Origin of the sequence: Marinobacter sp. DUT-1, assembly GCF_050379415.1 — a bacterium.
GTDB lineage: Bacteria > Pseudomonadota > Gammaproteobacteria > Pseudomonadales > Oleiphilaceae > Marinobacter.
In genome coordinates this window covers 1,001,830-1,017,045 of the sequence record NZ_JBNRLS010000001.1, presented here as the reverse complement: position 1 = coordinate 1,017,045, position 15,216 = coordinate 1,001,830, and the positions used below count along the sequence as shown (strand labels likewise).

At 60.8% G+C, this 15,216-nt stretch carries 14 protein-coding genes; 12 read left to right on the top strand and 2 right to left on the bottom strand.

What is annotated here, in order from left to right; translation table 11 throughout:
- Positions 1-86: 86 nt before the first annotated feature.
- On the top strand, positions 87-797 hold the full coding sequence (locus ACQUTG_RS04680) for a lysophospholipid acyltransferase family protein (protein WP_428918261.1): 711 nt from the start codon (positions 87-89) through the stop codon (positions 795-797).
- A gap of 41 nt (positions 798-838) precedes the next feature.
- Here the strand turns inward: ACQUTG_RS04680 and ACQUTG_RS04675 are convergent, their stop codons facing one another.
- On the bottom strand, positions 839-1,642 hold the full coding sequence (locus ACQUTG_RS04675) for a dienelactone hydrolase family protein (RefSeq protein ID WP_428918260.1): 804 nt from the start codon (positions 1,640-1,642) through the stop codon (positions 839-841).
- Between the two features lie 162 nt (positions 1,643-1,804).
- Here ACQUTG_RS04675 and ald point away from each other — a divergent pair, with 162 nt between their 5' ends.
- The 11 genes from ald (at position 1,805) to ACQUTG_RS04620 (ending at position 14,018) form a co-directional block, all read left to right on the top strand.
- Entirely contained in the window at positions 1,805-2,923 is a 1,119-nt protein-coding gene (gene ald / locus ACQUTG_RS04670; protein WP_428918259.1) for an alanine dehydrogenase, read from the top strand.
- Positions 2,924-2,937: 14 nt separating this feature from the next.
- Positions 2,938-3,510, top strand: a complete 573-nt coding sequence (locus tag ACQUTG_RS04665; RefSeq protein ID WP_428918258.1) for a glutathione S-transferase N-terminal domain-containing protein — start codon at positions 2,938-2,940, stop codon at positions 3,508-3,510.
- Between the two features lie 339 nt (positions 3,511-3,849).
- On the top strand, positions 3,850-5,259 hold the full coding sequence (locus ACQUTG_RS04660) for a carbohydrate porin (RefSeq protein ID WP_428918257.1): 1,410 nt from the start codon (positions 3,850-3,852) through the stop codon (positions 5,257-5,259).
- A 62-nt stretch (positions 5,260-5,321) separates the two neighbouring features.
- A complete protein-coding gene (locus tag ACQUTG_RS04655) occupies positions 5,322-6,566 on the top strand; it encodes an ABC transporter substrate-binding protein (RefSeq protein WP_428918465.1) in 1,245 nt (414 codons plus the stop codon).
- A gap of 6 nt (positions 6,567-6,572) precedes the next feature.
- Entirely contained in the window at positions 6,573-7,565 is a 993-nt protein-coding gene (locus ACQUTG_RS04650; RefSeq protein WP_428918256.1) for a carbohydrate ABC transporter permease, read from the top strand.
- The gene (locus ACQUTG_RS04645; protein WP_428918255.1) at positions 7,562-8,404 is read left to right on the top strand and encodes a carbohydrate ABC transporter permease; all 843 of its coding nucleotides are present in this window, start codon (positions 7,562-7,564) and stop codon (positions 8,402-8,404) included. Before ACQUTG_RS04650 ends, ACQUTG_RS04645 begins: the two co-directional genes overlap by 4 nt.
- Positions 8,405-8,420: 16 nt before the next feature.
- On the top strand, positions 8,421-10,031 hold the full coding sequence (locus ACQUTG_RS04640; RefSeq protein ID WP_428918254.1) for an alpha-glucosidase: 1,611 nt from the start codon (positions 8,421-8,423) through the stop codon (positions 10,029-10,031).
- A 50-nt stretch (positions 10,032-10,081) separates the two neighbouring features.
- The gene (locus ACQUTG_RS04635; RefSeq protein ID WP_428918253.1) at positions 10,082-11,218 is read left to right on the top strand and encodes an ABC transporter ATP-binding protein; all 1,137 of its coding nucleotides are present in this window, start codon (positions 10,082-10,084) and stop codon (positions 11,216-11,218) included.
- Positions 11,219-11,245: 27 nt separating this feature from the next.
- Positions 11,246-12,295, top strand: coding sequence for a LacI family DNA-binding transcriptional regulator (locus ACQUTG_RS04630; protein WP_428918252.1), 1,050 nt, complete (start codon positions 11,246-11,248; stop codon positions 12,293-12,295).
- Positions 12,296-12,316: 21 nt separating this feature from the next.
- On the top strand, positions 12,317-13,273 hold the full coding sequence (locus ACQUTG_RS04625) for a carbohydrate kinase family protein (protein WP_428918251.1): 957 nt from the start codon (positions 12,317-12,319) through the stop codon (positions 13,271-13,273).
- A gap of 133 nt (positions 13,274-13,406) precedes the next feature.
- Entirely contained in the window at positions 13,407-14,018 is a 612-nt protein-coding gene (locus tag ACQUTG_RS04620; protein ID WP_428918250.1) for a Yip1 family protein, read from the top strand.
- Positions 14,019-14,105: 87 nt separating this feature from the next.
- Here ACQUTG_RS04620 and ACQUTG_RS04615 read toward each other — a convergent pair whose 3' ends face one another.
- Positions 14,106-15,212, bottom strand: a complete 1,107-nt coding sequence (locus ACQUTG_RS04615; RefSeq protein WP_428918249.1) for a PilT/PilU family type 4a pilus ATPase — start codon at positions 15,210-15,212, stop codon at positions 14,106-14,108.
- Positions 15,213-15,216: the final 4 nt, after the last annotated feature.

Here is a 15,216-nt window from a genome sequence, read left to right as displayed (position 1 = left end):
TTTTTTGTGATTTCCCCGGCAATATGTAATCTTTGTCCCCCTGTTGCTCGTTTAACCGGTTGTCGAGAAATACAGGGATTCCCTCCATGCTGTTGCGATTTCTGAAGGCCACCTGGATCCTGTTCTGGGCGGTCCTGCTTACCCTGATCCTGTTCCTGCCCATCGTGATTGCTGCGCTTGCCGGCAAACGGGGTGATGCGGCTTTCCACGGTACCCGGATCTATGCCTGGATCATCCTGAAAGTGTGCGGCATCCGCCTGCGAGTCAGTGGCAAGGAACATATCCAGCCGGGCCAGCGCTACGTCATTCTCAGCAACCACGCTTCCTATTTCGACCCGCCTGCCCTGGTGCTGGCTCTTGGCCTGCAGTACCGGTGGGTGATCAAGAAGGAGCTGCGCAAGGTGCCCCTGTTCGGCCTGGCGCTGGAGACGTCCCGTAACCTGTTCATCGACCGGTCAAAAGGGGCGGACGCCCTCGAGAGCATCAAGCAGGGCGTCGCTCAGCTGCCGAATGGTACCGGTATCCTGCTGTTTCCGGAGGGAACCCGCTCGTGGGACGGCAAGTTGTTGCCCTTCAAGCGGGGCGGATTTGTGATCGCCCGGGATGGCGAACTGCCGATCCTGCCGGTCACCATCGCCGGCTCCCATGAACGGCTGCCCAAGGGGCATGCCGCCTTTACCTGTGGCGAAATCCACATTGTCATCCATCCCCCGGTGAGTGCATCGGACAAGCCGGTGGAGGTACTGATGGACGAGGTGCGGGCAACGATCGGTGATGCCCTGGAGCAGAACAGGTAGGGGCGCGCCCCGGAGCTTTCGGGACGCGCTCTGGTTGCACCTTACTGGGTGAAGATCCGCTGGTAGAACTCCATGGTGCCTTGCCAGGACCGGGTGGCAGCTTCTTCGTCATAACCGATGGGCATGTTGAATTCCTCGGCTACTTTGTCGGCGCCAGGGTTGGTGAAGGAGTGCCGGACACCCGGAAAGGTCACCAGGGTCAGGTCCACTTCGGCATCCTGCATTTCCTTGACCAGGGCGGCGACCTGATCGGAGGGGACCATCTGGTCGGCGCCGCCGGTGTAGACCTGGACCTGCGCCTTCACCTCACCTGCCTGGGCCTTGATCGGGCTACCCAGGGCGCCGTGAAAGCTCACCACACCATCAAGATCGACGCCCAGGCGGGCCATGTTCAGCACCACGGCACCACCGAAGCAATAACCCTGGGCGGCAATGCGCTCGTCATCGACACTTTCATGGTTCTGCAGCAGTTCCCTGGCCTTGAGGAAGCGCGCCTTCATCTGGTCCATGTCCTTGGTGGCTTCCTGCATGAATTTCTGGGCTGTGTCGGGGTGGTCAGTGACTTTGCCCGAGCCGTACATGTCCAGCGCCAGGGCGGTGTAGCCGGCGGCCGCGAGCTTTTCGGCCTGGTCCCGGGCGAACTCGTTATGGCCCCACCACTCGTGAACCACCAGCACGCCGGGGCGCTGACCTTCATCCTCATCGTCCCAGGCCAGATAACCGGTGAAGGTCGTGTCGCCAATGGTGTATTCGATGGTTTCGGTCTGCATTTCGGCGAGAACTCCTGTGCTGGCGAGGGTGAGGCCAAGAGTGGTTGCCAGGGCTGTCGTTTTTATCGGGTTCATGCTTCCTCCTGTTCCTTCTGGTTCTGGTTTTCTTGTGCCGTTTGATACGGCCGTGGCCGGAAACCCGATGCATTCAATTGCGTCATCCGGAATACCGTCCTTTTTACTACACTTGAGCCAGAGACTCACGGATTCACTTTGGCACAGTGCAGGAGATTGTCCATGAAAGTCGGGGTTCCGAAGGAGATCAAGAACCATGAGTACCGGGTCGGCATGATTCCGGCGTCGGTTCATGAAGTGTGTGGTCATGGTCATGATGTGTATGTAGAGGAAGGAGCCGGAACGGCCATCGGCTTTTCCGATGACGATTACCGGCAGGCCGGTGCCCGGTTGGTGGCCACCGCAGAGGAGGTGTTTGAACAGGCGGAGCTGATCGTCAAGGTCAAGGAACCCCAGGCCGGCGAACGGACCCTGCTCAGGCCCGAACACACTCTGTTTACTTACCTGCACCTGGCTCCCGACCAGGCGCAGACCGACGACCTGGTGCAATCCGGGGCGACCTGCATTGCCTATGAAACCGTGACCGATCACGCCGGCCGGCTGCCGCTGCTGGCCCCCATGTCCGAAGTGGCCGGCCGTATGTCGATCCAGGCGGGTGCCCATTGTCTGGAGAAATACCTCGGTGGGCGGGGAGTTCTGCTCGGTGGCGTGCCGGGGGTCAATCCGGCCCGGGTCACCATCATTGGCGGTGGTGTGGTGGGGCAGAATGCCGCCGCCATGGCCGTCGGCCTGGGCGCCCACGTGACAGTGGTGGACCGCAACATGGAGGTGCTCCGGCATCTGGACCACCGCTTCGGTAACCAGATTTCCACTCTGTTCTCCACGGCCCACACCCTCGACCAGGCAGTTATCGAGTCGGACCTGGTGATTGGCAGTGTGCTGATTCCCGGTGCCTCGGCGCCCAAACTGATCACCCGGGACATGGTCCGGCGCATGCCCGAAGGCAGTGTCATCGTGGATGTGGCCATCGACCAGGGCGGGTGTGCCGAGACCTCGAAACCCACCACCCATGACAATCCCACGTACGTGGTCGATGGTGTGGTACATTATTGCGTGGCAAACATGCCCGGTGCGGTGGCTCGAACGTCCACCCTGGCGCTGAATAATGTCACCCTGCCGTTTATTGCTGCCCTGGCCTCCAAGGGGCCGAAACAGGCCCTGAAGGATGACCGCCATCTGTTGGCGGGCCTGAATGTCATGGCCGGCAAGGTGACCTACAGGGAAGTGGCCGAAGCCACCGGGTATACCTATACAAACCCTGAAACCCTGCTGGGAACCTGACAACCGGAGCAGATATGAAGCTGATTGGATCCACCACCTCTCCCTACGTGCGCCGCATCCGTATCCTGCTGGATGAGGAACCTTATGAGTTCATCAACCTGGATATCTACGGCGAGGACCGGGACGAGCTGCGGCGCAACAATCCGGCGCTTAAGATTCCCATGATCGAGGATGATGGGCAGGAAATCTACGACTCCCGAATCATTGCCCGCTACATCAGCGCCAAACAGAACCGTGATCCGTTGACCTGGGACCAGCAGAACCAACTGACGCTGATCGATGGCGCCAATGATTCTGCGGTCACCCTGCTGTTGTCCAAGCGTTCCGGCATTGATGTCGACGCCGATGTGATGTTCTTCAACCTGCAGCGGGAACGGATCATGACCACCCTGCGGACTCTCGCGGCTCAGGTCGAGGAAGGGCAGTTCGAGGCCTGGAACTACCCGGCGATCTGCCTTTACTGCCTGGTGGACTGGCTGGATTTCAGGGACCTGGTGGACTTCACCGGCGTTGAAAGCCTGCTGGCGTTCCGGGACAGCCGCAAGGAAAAGCCCTGGGTAGCCCAGACCGATCCCCGTCAGGCCTGATCTTTCCCCTGCCTTCCTGCTTACGGGTGGTCCATTACGGGCCATCCGGAGCCCCTGAAATTTAAGTTGAATTTAAGTTCTCCTGACGGTTGCAGAAGTGAACTATCGCTTTTATCTTTGGTTGTCACTTAATCAATTAAGATCGGGCTCGGATCACCGTCTCCGGCTTGATGGTTAAGCAAGGATACTGGCTTGAGGCATTGATCGTGGCACCAGAACAGGAGACGCTCCACACCTGACCCCGACGGACCCATTTTTTTGGTCTATCGACTTAATGCATTAAGTCAGCATCGACTGGACGAAAATAAACCTTACAAAAACAAGACGAGGTTCCGACAGATGATCTTTGGTAAATCACCAAACCCCAACCCTCTGGCCCTTGCGGTCACCCTGGCACTTGCCAGTACGTCCCTGGCAGCCCAGGAGCAGCAGAGCGTCGAGGAGCGCCTGGTGGCCCTGGAAGAAAGGCTGGCCGAAGTCGAACCCAAGGCCACTGGCGACGAGGGCTTCTCCTTTAACACTTATGCCCGTTCCGGGCTACTGCTCAATGGCGACCTGCAAAGTGCCCCGGGAGGTCCTTACCTGACCCCGGCAGGCTCCGTGGGCGGTGCCGTGGGGCGTCTGGGTAACGAGCCGGACACCTATCTGGAAGCCATCCTCAACTACAAGCAGGTAGCCGAGAACGGCACCAAATCCCACTACCGCCTGATGATTGCCGATTCCACCACCTCCAGCAACGACTGGACTGCCGGTGACGGCGCCCTGAACGTGCGCCAGGCCTACGTGGAGTTCAGCAATCTGGCCAGTTTCACCGGTATTTTCGAGGACGCCTCGATCTGGGCCGGCAAGCGCTTTGACCGGGATAACTTCGACATTCACTGGCTCGACAGCGACTTTGTCTTCCTGGCCGGTCTGGGTGCTGGAATCTATGACGTGAAATTTACCGACTCGGTGAAGTCCAACTTCTCCCTGTACGGTCGTAGCTTCCTGGATTTTGCGGCTGACACCGATTTTGTGCCGGAAGGCAGTTACAGTACCGATAACCTGATTCTCACCGCCAACAACTACTTCGGCAATGTCCAGTGGATGATCAGTGCCATGAAGGCTCAGGACAATGACGAGCGTGTTGTCGAAGGCAATACCGAGGCCTCGGAGACCGGCGTCCACACTATGCTGGCCTACCACGGCGACAGCTTCTTCGGTGTGTCCGAAGGCAACTTCAAGGTGGCGGTGATGCATGGTCAGGGCCTTGGGGCCGAGACCAAGAACATCGGCGCCGATGGTGACCTGCACGAGGATGCGGTCAGTACCCGCCTGGGTGTCTACGGCACCACCTATCTGAGCGAGAATTGGCGCTTTGCCCCGGCGATCCTCGCCGAGACCAGCGAGGATCGCTACATCAAGGGGGACGAGTACCAGTGGCTGACCTTCAACGCCCGACTGGCCCAGGAGTTCACCGCCAACTTCGAGATGCAGTACGAAGCATCCTGGCAGACCATGGACATCACCACCCTGGGCTATGCTGATCGAAACACCGTCGATGGCGACTACAGCCGCTTCACCATTGCACCCACCTTCAAGCCCCAGGTCGGCGGATTCTGGAACCGGCCCGAAATCCGTGTGTTCGCCAGTTACTCCACCTGGGACGATGAGCTGGAGAACTACGCGGCGGGCGACGCCCTGGGCGCGGACAGTGAGTTCGACAGCGGCCAGTGGACCTTCGGGACACAAATGGAAATCTGGTTCTGAGACAGACAACAACAAACTGAATTGAGGTGATCACTATGTCCAGATTTACCCTGAAACACTGGATGATCGGGAGTGCAGCCGCCTGCCTGATGAGCGGCGGATTGCAGGCAGAAACCATCACCATCTCCTGCGGCGCCGTGGGTGCCGAGCGTCAGCTTTGCGAAGAAGGTGTTGCCGCCTGGTCCGGGAAGACCGGCAACGAGGTTCAGGTGGTGTCCACCCCCAACTCCGCCACCGAGCGTCTGTCCCTGTACCAGCAGTTGCTGGCCGCCCAGTCTGGCGACGTGGATATCTTCCAGATCGATGTGGTCTGGCCGGGCATGCTGGCCCAGCACATGATTGATCTGACCCCGCACATGGACGGCGCCGAAAGCGGGCATTTCGAAGCACTGGTGCGCAACAACACCGTCGATGGCCGGCTTGTTGCCATGCCCTGGTTCACCGATGCCGGGGTGCTGTATTACCGCAAGGATCTACTGGAAAAATACGATCAGCCGGTGCCCCGGACCTGGCAGCAGCTGACGGACACCGCTGAAGCTGTCATGAAGGCTGAACGCAAGGCGGGCAACGACAGGTTCTGGGGCTTTGTCTGGCAGGGCCGCGCCTACGAGGGGCTCACCTGTGACGCCCTGGAGTGGGTGGCCAGCCATAACGGCGGCACCATTGTGAACGCCGACGGCGATGTCACCATCAACAATCCACAGGCGATCAAAGCCCTGGGCCTGGCCAGCGGCTGGGTAGACACCATTTCTCCGCGCGCCGTCCTGAACTACACCGAAGAAGAGGCGAGGGGCGTGTTCCAGTCCGGCAATGCCCTGTTCATGCGCAATTGGCCCTACGCCTGGAGCCTGGCCCAGAGTGATGACAGCCCGGTGAAGGGCAAGGTCGGCGTGGTGGCGCTACCCAAAGGTGGCGAGGACGGACGTCATGCCGGAACCCTGGGAGGCTGGCAACTCGCGGTGTCGAAGTATTCGGAGAACCCGGAGCTGGCGGCTGACCTGGTGCGTTACCTGACCAGCTACGAGGAACAGAAGCGCCGGGCGATCGAAGGCAGCTACAACCCCACGCTCCCGGAGTTATATCGGGATGAAGAAGTTTTGGCGGCGGTGCCGTTCTTCGGCGAACTGTTCGAGACCTTCAAGAATGGTGTGCCGCGGCCATCCTCGGTGACTGGCGAAAGTTACGGCCGCGTGTCCAATGCTTTCTTCAATTCCGTTCACAGCGTGCTGTCCGGCGAGGCGGAGCCGGAGCAGGCCATGGGCGCGCTTGAGCGCGACTTGCGTCGTCTGGGTCGCCGGGGCTGGTAACGGGTCATGTCACACACCACTCCAGCACCCGCAGAAACCGAAGCGGTCGGCAAGACGCCGACCGCCTCTGTCCCCGCCCGGCGGCAGGCCAGTAAGGTGCGCCGCCAGCGCCTGCGAGCGGCATGGGTGTTCCTGATCCCCATGCTGCTGGTGCTGGCTGCGGTGGCGGGATGGCCGCTGTTCCGGACCATCTGGTTCAGCTTCACCGACGCCAGTTTCGCCAACATCAGCGAGTACAGCTGGGTCGGTTTCGAGAACTATCTGGTCTATGACGATGGCATGTGGTTCGGGGTCCTCGCAGATCCCACCTGGTGGCAGGCGGTCTGGAACACCCTGTTCTTCACCGTGGTCTCCGTGGGCGCCGAGACGGTGCTGGGCCTGATCATTGCCCTGACCCTCAACGCCCAGTTCCGGGGCCGTGGCTGGATTCGGGCCGCCACCCTGATTCCCTGGGCCATTCCCACCATTGTGTCGGCCAAGATGTGGGGCTGGATGCTCCACGACCAGTTCGGGATCATCAACGATCTGCTGATGACCCTGGGTATCATCGCCGAGCCCCTGAACTGGACCGCCAACGCGGACCTGTCCATGTGGGCGGTGATCATGGTGGACGTCTGGAAGACCACGCCGTTCATGGCGCTGCTGACGCTGGCGGCCCTGCAGATGCTGCCCTCGGACTGCTACGAGGCGGCAAAAGTGGATGGCATCCATCCGGTCCGGGTGTTCTTCAGAGTCACCCTGCCGCTGATCACCCCGGCGCTGATGGTGGCCATCATCTTCCGGGTGCTGGATGCCCTGCGGGTGTTCGATGTCATCTACGTGCTGACCTCCAACAGCGAGGACACCATGTCTATGTCGGTCTACGCCCGCCAGCAGTTGGTGCAGTTCCAGGATGTCGGCTATGGCTCGGCGGCGTCCACCGTGCTGTTCCTGATCATTGCCCTGGCGACCATCACCTATCTTTACCTCGGCCGCAAACAGATCGGAGGTGAGGCATGAACTCCCGTTTGCTGAAGAAAATTGCGGGCAAGATCGGGTTTACCATCCTGTTGGCAGCGATCCTGCTGTTCACGGTGTTCCCGTTCTATTACGCCATCCTGACCTCGTTCAAGAGTGGCTCAGAGCTGTTCACGGTGGAGTACTGGATAAGCTCTTTCGACTTTGCCAACTACGCGGCGGTGCTGGGGCAGGGTTCGTTCGTCAAGAGCATCTGGAATTCCGTCCTGGTGTCCTTCGCCACGGTGCTGATCGCCATGGGGTTCGGGCTGACCGCGGCCTATGCCCTGGGGCGGGTCCAGTTCCGGGGCCGCAGTGCGGTGCTGATGATCGTGCTCGGGGTCTCCATGTTTCCCCAGGTGGCGGTGTTGTCCGGACTGTTCGAGGTGATCCGTGCCATGAACCTCTACAACGATCCGCTGGCGCTGATCTTCTCCTACACCATTTTCACGCTGCCGTTCACGGTGTGGATACTGACCACCTTCATGCGGCAGCTGCCCAAGGAACTGGAGGAGGCCGCCATTGTGGATGGCGCATCGCCCCTGACCACCCTGTTCAAGGTGTTTGTACCGCTGATGTGGCCAGCCATGGCCACCACCGGGTTGCTGGCGTTCATCGCTGCCTGGAACGAGTTCCTGTTCGCACTCACATTCACCCTCACCGACGACCAGCGCACGGTGCCCGTGGCCATTGCCCTGATTACCGGCGGCTCCCAGCACGAGTTGCCCTGGGGCAACCTGATGGCGGCCTCGGTGATCGTAACCGTGCCATTGGTGGTGCTGGTGCTCATTTTTCAACGTCGAATCGTGTCCGGCCTGACGGCGGGCGCGGTCAAAGGTTAATCAAGGAGTTTTCTGTATGACCCAGCCATGGTGGAAAGGCGGCATCATCTACCAGATTTATCCCCGCAGTTTTCTGGATACCAACGGGGATGGCATCGGCGACCTCAGAGGCGTCACCGAGAAGCTGCCCTACGTGGCCTCGTTGGGGGTGGATGCGATCTGGCTGTCGCCGTTCTTCACCTCGCCGATGAAGGACTTCGGTTACGATGTTTCCGACTATCGCGGTGTGGACCCGATGTTCGGCGATATGGCCGACTACCAGACCCTGGTAAGGGAGGCCCATCGTCTCGGCCTGAAGGTCATCGTCGATCAGGTGCTGAGCCATACCTCGGACGTCCATCCCTGGTTCGAGGAAAGCCGCCAGAGCCGCGACAATCCGAAGGCTGACTGGTTCGTGTGGGCCGACCCGAAACCCGACGGCACGCCGCCCAACAACTGGCTGTCGATCTTCGGCGGTAGCGCCTGGACCTGGGACAGCCGCCGCGCCCAGTATTACCTGCACAACTTCCTGGCCAGCCAGCCGGACCTGAATTTCCACAATCCGGAGGTGCGCCGGGCCCAGCTGGACAACATGCGTTTCTGGCTGGACATGGGCACCGACGGTTTCCGGCTGGATACGGTGAACTTCTACTATCACAGCCAGGGCCTGGAGGATAACCCGCCCGTGCCCGCGGATCAGCCCAGGACCTTCGTGGCCAGTGGCGTGAACCCCTACACCTACCAGCGCCATGTATACGATCTGAGCCAGCCGGAGAACCTGGATTTCCTGGCGGACCTGCGCCGGCTGATGGACCATTACCCGGACACCACTCTGGTGGGCGAGATCGGTGACGACAAGCCACTTGAGCGCATGGCCGAATACACCCGGGGCAACGGCCGGCTGCACATGGCCTACTCATTTGACCTGTTGTCGGACCGCCATGGTCCGGACTGGGTCGGTGACGTGGTGCGCCGGTTCCAGCATGGTCTGGGCGAGGGCTGGCCCTGTTGGGCCCTGAGTAACCACGATGTAGCGAGGGTGGTAACCCGCTGGGGCGAAGGCGTGGACGATCCGGCGGCGTATGCCCGAGTTCTCATGGCCCTGCTGCTGTCCCTGCGTGGCAGCGTGTCCATGTACCAGGGCGAGGAACTCGGTCTGCCGGAGGCCCGGGTGCCGTTTGAAGCCCTGCAGGACCCCTATGGCATTGAGTTCTGGCCGGAATTCAAGGGGCGTGACGGCTGCCGGACACCCATGCCCTGGACGCCGGAACCCGGCGCCGGATTCACCACCGGTGATCCCTGGCTGCCCATCGACCCGGCCCACCGGGAGCTGTCGGTTCAGGGCCAGGAGCAGGATCCGGATTCCACCCTCAACCGGGTGCGCAAACTCATCCAGTGGCGCCAGCAACAGCCAGCCCTGGTGGAAGGTGACCTGGAACTGCTCGAGGACACCGGCGATGCCCTGTGCTGGATTCGCCGAACCGACGAGCAGAGGCTGCTGGTGGCCGTGAACCTGACCGGCAGCGAGATCCGGACGCCCTTGCCCCTCGCTGTCGGCAGGGTCGTCAGTGACCCCGGCTTCGAGGGCCGTATCGAGGGCGGCGACCTCGTGCTGCCGCCCTACCAGGCCCTGTTTGCAGAACTTTAAACTTCGGAGCGCCCGGCCGGAGCCGGGCGATCAACAGAGGAGTCTCCACCATGGCTTGCGTGGAACTGAAGAACATCAACAAGACCTTTGGTAAAGAAGAGATATTGCCGTGCGTGAACCTGCGCATCGAAGACGGGGAGTTTGTTGTCTTTGTCGGTCCGTCCGGTTGCGGCAAGTCCACCCTCCTGCGCCTGATCGCCGGCCTGGAAGACCCCACCGGTGGTGACATCGAGATTGACGGCGAGGTGGTGACCGAACAATCCCCCAAGGAGCGGGGTGTGGGCATGGTATTCCAGTCCTATGCCCTGTACCCCCACATGTCCGTATACGAGAACATCGCCTTCGGACTGAAGCTGGGCAAGGCCAACAAAGGCAGGATCCGGGAGTGGGTGGAAAAGACCGCCCAGGTCCTGCAGCTGGAAAAACTGCTGGACCGCAAACCCAGGGAGTTGTCCGGTGGCCAACGCCAGCGGGTCGCCATTGGCCGTGCCATGGCCCGGGAGCCCCGGATCATGTTGTTCGACGAGCCGCTGTCCAACCTTGATGCCAGCCTCCGGGTCCAGATGCGTACCGAGATCGCCAAACTGCACGACCGCCTGCAGTCCACCATGATCTATGTGACCCACGATCAGGTGGAGGCCATGACCCTGGCCGACAAGATCGTGGTGCTCAACAAGGGCAATGTCGAACAGGTCGGTACTCCCTATGAACTTTACGAACACCCGGCCAGCCTGTTTGTGGCCGGCTTCATCGGATCGCCCAGGATGAACCTCATGCCGGGCAGGATCGCCGGAGGCACAGGCAACGACAGGACGCAGGTCGACGTGGATGGACTTGGTACACTGGCGATCAACCGCGACACTGCTGCGCTGGCAGAGGGCGACGCGGTCACGGTGGGCGTCCGGCCCGAGCACTTCCACCTGGAAGTTTCCGGACCGGATCACGGTCTTGAGGTGGTTAACGTCGAGTACCTGGGCAACGAGGCCTACGTTTACATCGAGCTGCCGGCCATGGAAGAGTTGATGGTGGTGCGCCAGCCGGTACCCTGTGAGATCACGCCCGGCCAGAGGGTGGCGTTGAGTACCGACGCGCACCTGGTCCACGTCTTCGGCAGCAACAACCAGGCATTGCCAGCCCATGCACGACAGCCGGAAACCGCCGGACTGGCCGCGGCGGCGAGCCGTTGACCATAGAAACACACCGGTGGAGAAATCATGACCGTCAGTAATACGCCGAAACGGCTAACCGTGAAGGCGATGGCCGAGAAACTCAATGTCTCCACGGCCACCATTTCCAATGCCTTCAATCGGCCGGACCAGCTCTCTGAGGCGAAGCGGCGCTGGATTCTCGAGGAGTGCAAGCGCCTGGGCTACATGGGGCCGAATGCGGCCGCCCGCAGTCTGCGGACCGGACGTACCGGCATTGTCGGGGTGATGCTGGCGGACAACCTGGCCTACAGTCTGACCGATCCGGTGGCCAACGAATTCCTGCACGGGGTGGCCGAGGTTCTCGATCGGCGACACATGAACATGCTGCTGCTCTCCAGCCACGATGAACAGCGCAGCCGACTGCAGGAATCGATGGTCGATGGCTTTGTCATCTACGGCTGGCTCAAGGAAGAAGAAACCTACCAGCGCCTGAAGCAGCACGGCAAGCCTGTGGTGGTGGTGGACTTCGATCTGGAAGGCTGTACCTGGGTCAACATCGACAACTACGACGGCGCCCGCCGTAGCGCCGAACATGCCCTGCGCACACCGCCGGAACAGGTGGCCATTCTGGGCCTGAGGCTGGTGGACACTGATCGGGTCTGCCGGATCCGGGATCGTGAGCTGTTCAGCGAGACCCGGGCGATTTCGGTCCGGCGCCTCAACGGTTACCTTGATGCCCTGGGAGCGGCTGGTTACCAGGTGCCGTCGGAGCGAATCTGGTCCACGCCCACCAACACTCACCAGGATGCCTACCAGGCCGCGCGCGAGGCACTGACCAGTTCGCCCCGGCCAGACCTGCTGCTGTGTATGAGTGATCGCATCGGGCTGGCAGCCATCCAGGCAGCATTGCAGATGGGGCTGAGGGTACCGGACGATGTCCGGGTCGTCGGCTTCGACGGCATCCCGGAAGGCGCCAATATCCATCCATCTTTGACCACCGTCTACCAGCAGAGTGCCGAAAAGGGCCGGGTGGCGGCCCGTATCTTCCTCGGTGAGCAGGAGGACCGGAATGTCCTTCTGCAGACTCACTTGCTGGTGCGTGAAAGCTGCCCGTAACTGTTCGAGAGGTTCCAGACGATGTCCGATATTCTGTGCTTCGGCGAAGCGCTGATTGATATGCGGGGTGAGCAGGGCGAAGGTGGTGTACATTATGTACCACAGCCCGGCGGTGCCCCGGCCAACGTGGCGGTCGGTGTTGCCCGGCTGGGCGGACGCGCCGGGTTTGTCGGCCAGGTGGGCAATGACGTGTTCGGTCAGACGATTGTCCGCGCGTTGGCCGGTTATGGTGTGGATACCTCCCGGTTGGCGATGTCGGACTCGGCACTGACGGCGCTGGCGATAGTGTCGTTGGATGACCAGGGCGAGCGCAGTTTCAGCTTCTACCGCAACGCCACGGCGGACCTGCTGTACCGGCCGGATCAGTTGCCGGAAAGCGCGCTGGGGGCCTCCCGGATCTTTCACCTGTGCTCTAACACCCTGACCGAACCGGCAATTCGCGAGACCTCACAGCACCTGATGGCACGGGCTCGCCAGGCCGGTTGCCTGGTCAGTTTCGATGTCAATTTCCGGCCCGGACTCTGGCCGGCATGGCAGGAAGCGCCGGAAATCATCGGGCAGATCGCCCGGCAGGCAGACATCGTCAAGTTCAGCCGGGAGGAGCTGGAACAGCTCTATGGCGAGAATGCCGGGGCCGTGCCGGACACCCTTCAAGAGCAGGGAGTGCCGTTGGTGGTGGTGTCGGACGGCGCCGCTACCCTGCGAGCGTTCGCGGGTAGGGAACCCTTGCTGATCGAGCCGCCGCGGGTCCGTGCCGTGGATACCACCGCGGCTGGGGACTCCTTCGTGGCCGGGCTGCTCTTCCGGCTCTGGCAGGACCGGGTTTCCGGCGCCGGTTTTCGGCAGTGGTTGACGTCGGAGGGTGTGCTCGCCGATGCCCTGAAATTCGCCAGCCGCTGCGGTGCGATAACCGCAACCCGGTTCGGCGCGTTTGATGCCTTGCCAGAACCAAAGGATCTGAAAGCTTTTTCTAAATGACAAAAAGGCATTAAAGCTGCCTTTCCACCCCCTCATTCTTGACTATAGTTAAGTTCAGGTACCGTTCTCAGATCCAGCAGCGTGCGGGAAACGTACCTGACCATACCAACAACAGCAAAAAAAGGGGGTGTCCATGCTCCTGCAACATGCCTTCGGTCTTTTCACGCACCCCGATGAAGAGTGGGTGTCCATTCGCAAAGAACATGAAACTCCGCGACGACTGTACGTGGCCTACGTTCTGGTTCTGGCGGCGATCGCACCGGTTTGTGCTTACATCTCGACGGCCTATTTTGGCTGGACGGTGGGTAACGAGCGGTTGATCAAACTGACAGAAATCAGCGCCCTGCAACTGAGTGTACTGACCTATTTCGCCATGCTGGTGGGGGTTTTCGCCCTGGGTTATGCGATTAACTGGATGGCGAAGACCTATGGCGCCAAGGAAGAGCACGTGCCGTCCAACGGCATTGCACTGGCGGCATACTCCTGCACACCGCTGTTCCTGGCAGGCTTCGCCCTGCTGTATCCGGTGCCCTGGTTCAATGCGATCGTATTCCTGATTGCTGCCTGCTATGGCGCCTGGCTCATGTATGACGGCCTGCCGATCGTCATGGGTATCGAAAAGGAGCGGGCGGTCATGTATGCCGGTGCCTTGCTGACCGTGGCCCTGGTGATCCTGGTGTCCACCCGTGTCGGTTCCGTCATTCTCTGGAACTTCGGCGTCGGTCCGGTGTTCGTCAGCGGGTGATCAGCGACAGCGTCGCCCGACCATCACGAAATGCAAACGAAAGAAGGGAGCCGGGTGGGCTCCCTTCGAGGTTTTAGCAGCGGGCTTTCAGTTGCCGTCGTCGATGCGGAGTCCCGAGCTGGCCGAGCCCATCTTGCCTTGTTCAAGACGGATGGCCACTTCCAGATTGTGTCTTGAGTCTGCATTGGAGAAGGCCTCGTCCTTGGTGATTTTGCCTTGGTGGTAAAGGTCCAGGATGGCTTGATCGAAGGTCTGCATGCCCATTTCCCGGCTCTTTTCCATAACCTCGCCAATGCCGCCAATCTCTCCTTTGTTAACCAGTTCCTTGATGTAGGGACTTGCAAGCATCACTTCGACTGCCGGGACCCGTTTGCCATCCACACTGCGTAAGAGGCGTTGGGAAACCACTGCCCGCAGGTGCAGGCTGAGATCCATGAATAGTTCCCGGTGGGCCTCATCCGGGAAGAAGTTCACAATCCGGCGCAGCGTCTGGTCCACATTGCTGGCGTGCAGGGTGGAGATACACAGGTGCCCGGTCTCTGCGTAGGTTAGCGCCTGTTTCATGGTTTCCCGGTCCCGGATCTCGCCAATCATGATTACGTCCGGGGCCTCACGCATAGCGCGCTTCAGAGCGTCGGCGTAGGAGTGGGTATCGACACCGACTTCCCGCTGGTTGATCACGCTCATGCCGTGTGTGTGGGTGTATTCGATAGGGTCCTCGATGGTGAGAATATGGCCACTGCGGTGCTGGTTCCGGTAATCGATCATCGACGCGAGCGTGGTGGATTTGCCAGAGCCGGTGGCACCCACGACCAGGATCAGGCCCCGGGGTTCCATGATCAGCTGCTCGAGCATGCCGGGCAGGCCAAGGGACTCAATCGAGGGAATGTCGGTTTTGAGGTAGCGGATGACCATCGCCACTTCGCCACGTTGCCAGAATACATTGACCCGGAACCGGCCGATGTGGTCCACCCCGATGGCCATATCCAGCTCCAGATCCCGTTCGAATGAGGCCCTCTGGCGATCGTTCATCACCGAATACGCCAGCTTCTTGACGGCGCCGGGCGGAAAGGGGGTCTGGGTCAGGGGCCTGGTCTGGCCTTCGATCTTGATCATCACCGGCGTGCCGGTGGAAAAGTAGAGGTCCGATGCGCCTTTGTCGGCCATGATTTTGAGGTATGCGGGCAACTCCATAAAA

Excerpts from the sequence above, each read along its gene's own strand:
- ACQUTG_RS04680 (WP_428918261.1), top strand. The coding sequence starts at position 87 with ATGCTGTTGCGATTTCTGAAGGCCACCTGGATCCTGTTCTGGGCGGTC.
- ACQUTG_RS04675 (WP_428918260.1), bottom strand. The coding sequence starts at position 1,642 with ATGAACCCGATAAAAACGACAGCCCTGGCAACCACTCTTGGCCTCACC.
- ald (WP_428918259.1), top strand. The coding sequence starts at position 1,805 with ATGAAAGTCGGGGTTCCGAAGGAGATCAAGAACCATGAGTACCGGGTC.
- ACQUTG_RS04665 (WP_428918258.1), top strand. The coding sequence starts at position 2,938 with ATGAAGCTGATTGGATCCACCACCTCTCCCTACGTGCGCCGCATCCGT.
- ACQUTG_RS04660 (WP_428918257.1), top strand. The coding sequence starts at position 3,850 with ATGATCTTTGGTAAATCACCAAACCCCAACCCTCTGGCCCTTGCGGTC.
- ACQUTG_RS04655 (WP_428918465.1), top strand. The coding sequence starts at position 5,322 with ATGATCGGGAGTGCAGCCGCCTGCCTGATGAGCGGCGGATTGCAGGCA.
- ACQUTG_RS04650 (WP_428918256.1), top strand. The coding sequence starts at position 6,573 with ATGTCACACACCACTCCAGCACCCGCAGAAACCGAAGCGGTCGGCAAG.
- ACQUTG_RS04645 (WP_428918255.1), top strand. The coding sequence starts at position 7,562 with ATGAACTCCCGTTTGCTGAAGAAAATTGCGGGCAAGATCGGGTTTACC.
- ACQUTG_RS04640 (WP_428918254.1), top strand. The coding sequence starts at position 8,421 with ATGACCCAGCCATGGTGGAAAGGCGGCATCATCTACCAGATTTATCCC.
- ACQUTG_RS04635 (WP_428918253.1), top strand. The coding sequence starts at position 10,082 with ATGGCTTGCGTGGAACTGAAGAACATCAACAAGACCTTTGGTAAAGAA.
- ACQUTG_RS04630 (WP_428918252.1), top strand. The coding sequence starts at position 11,246 with ATGACCGTCAGTAATACGCCGAAACGGCTAACCGTGAAGGCGATGGCC.
- ACQUTG_RS04625 (WP_428918251.1), top strand. The coding sequence starts at position 12,317 with ATGTCCGATATTCTGTGCTTCGGCGAAGCGCTGATTGATATGCGGGGT.
- ACQUTG_RS04620 (WP_428918250.1), top strand. The coding sequence starts at position 13,407 with ATGCTCCTGCAACATGCCTTCGGTCTTTTCACGCACCCCGATGAAGAG.
- ACQUTG_RS04615 (WP_428918249.1), bottom strand. The coding sequence starts at position 15,212 with ATGGAGTTGCCCGCATACCTCAAAATCATGGCCGACAAAGGCGCATCG.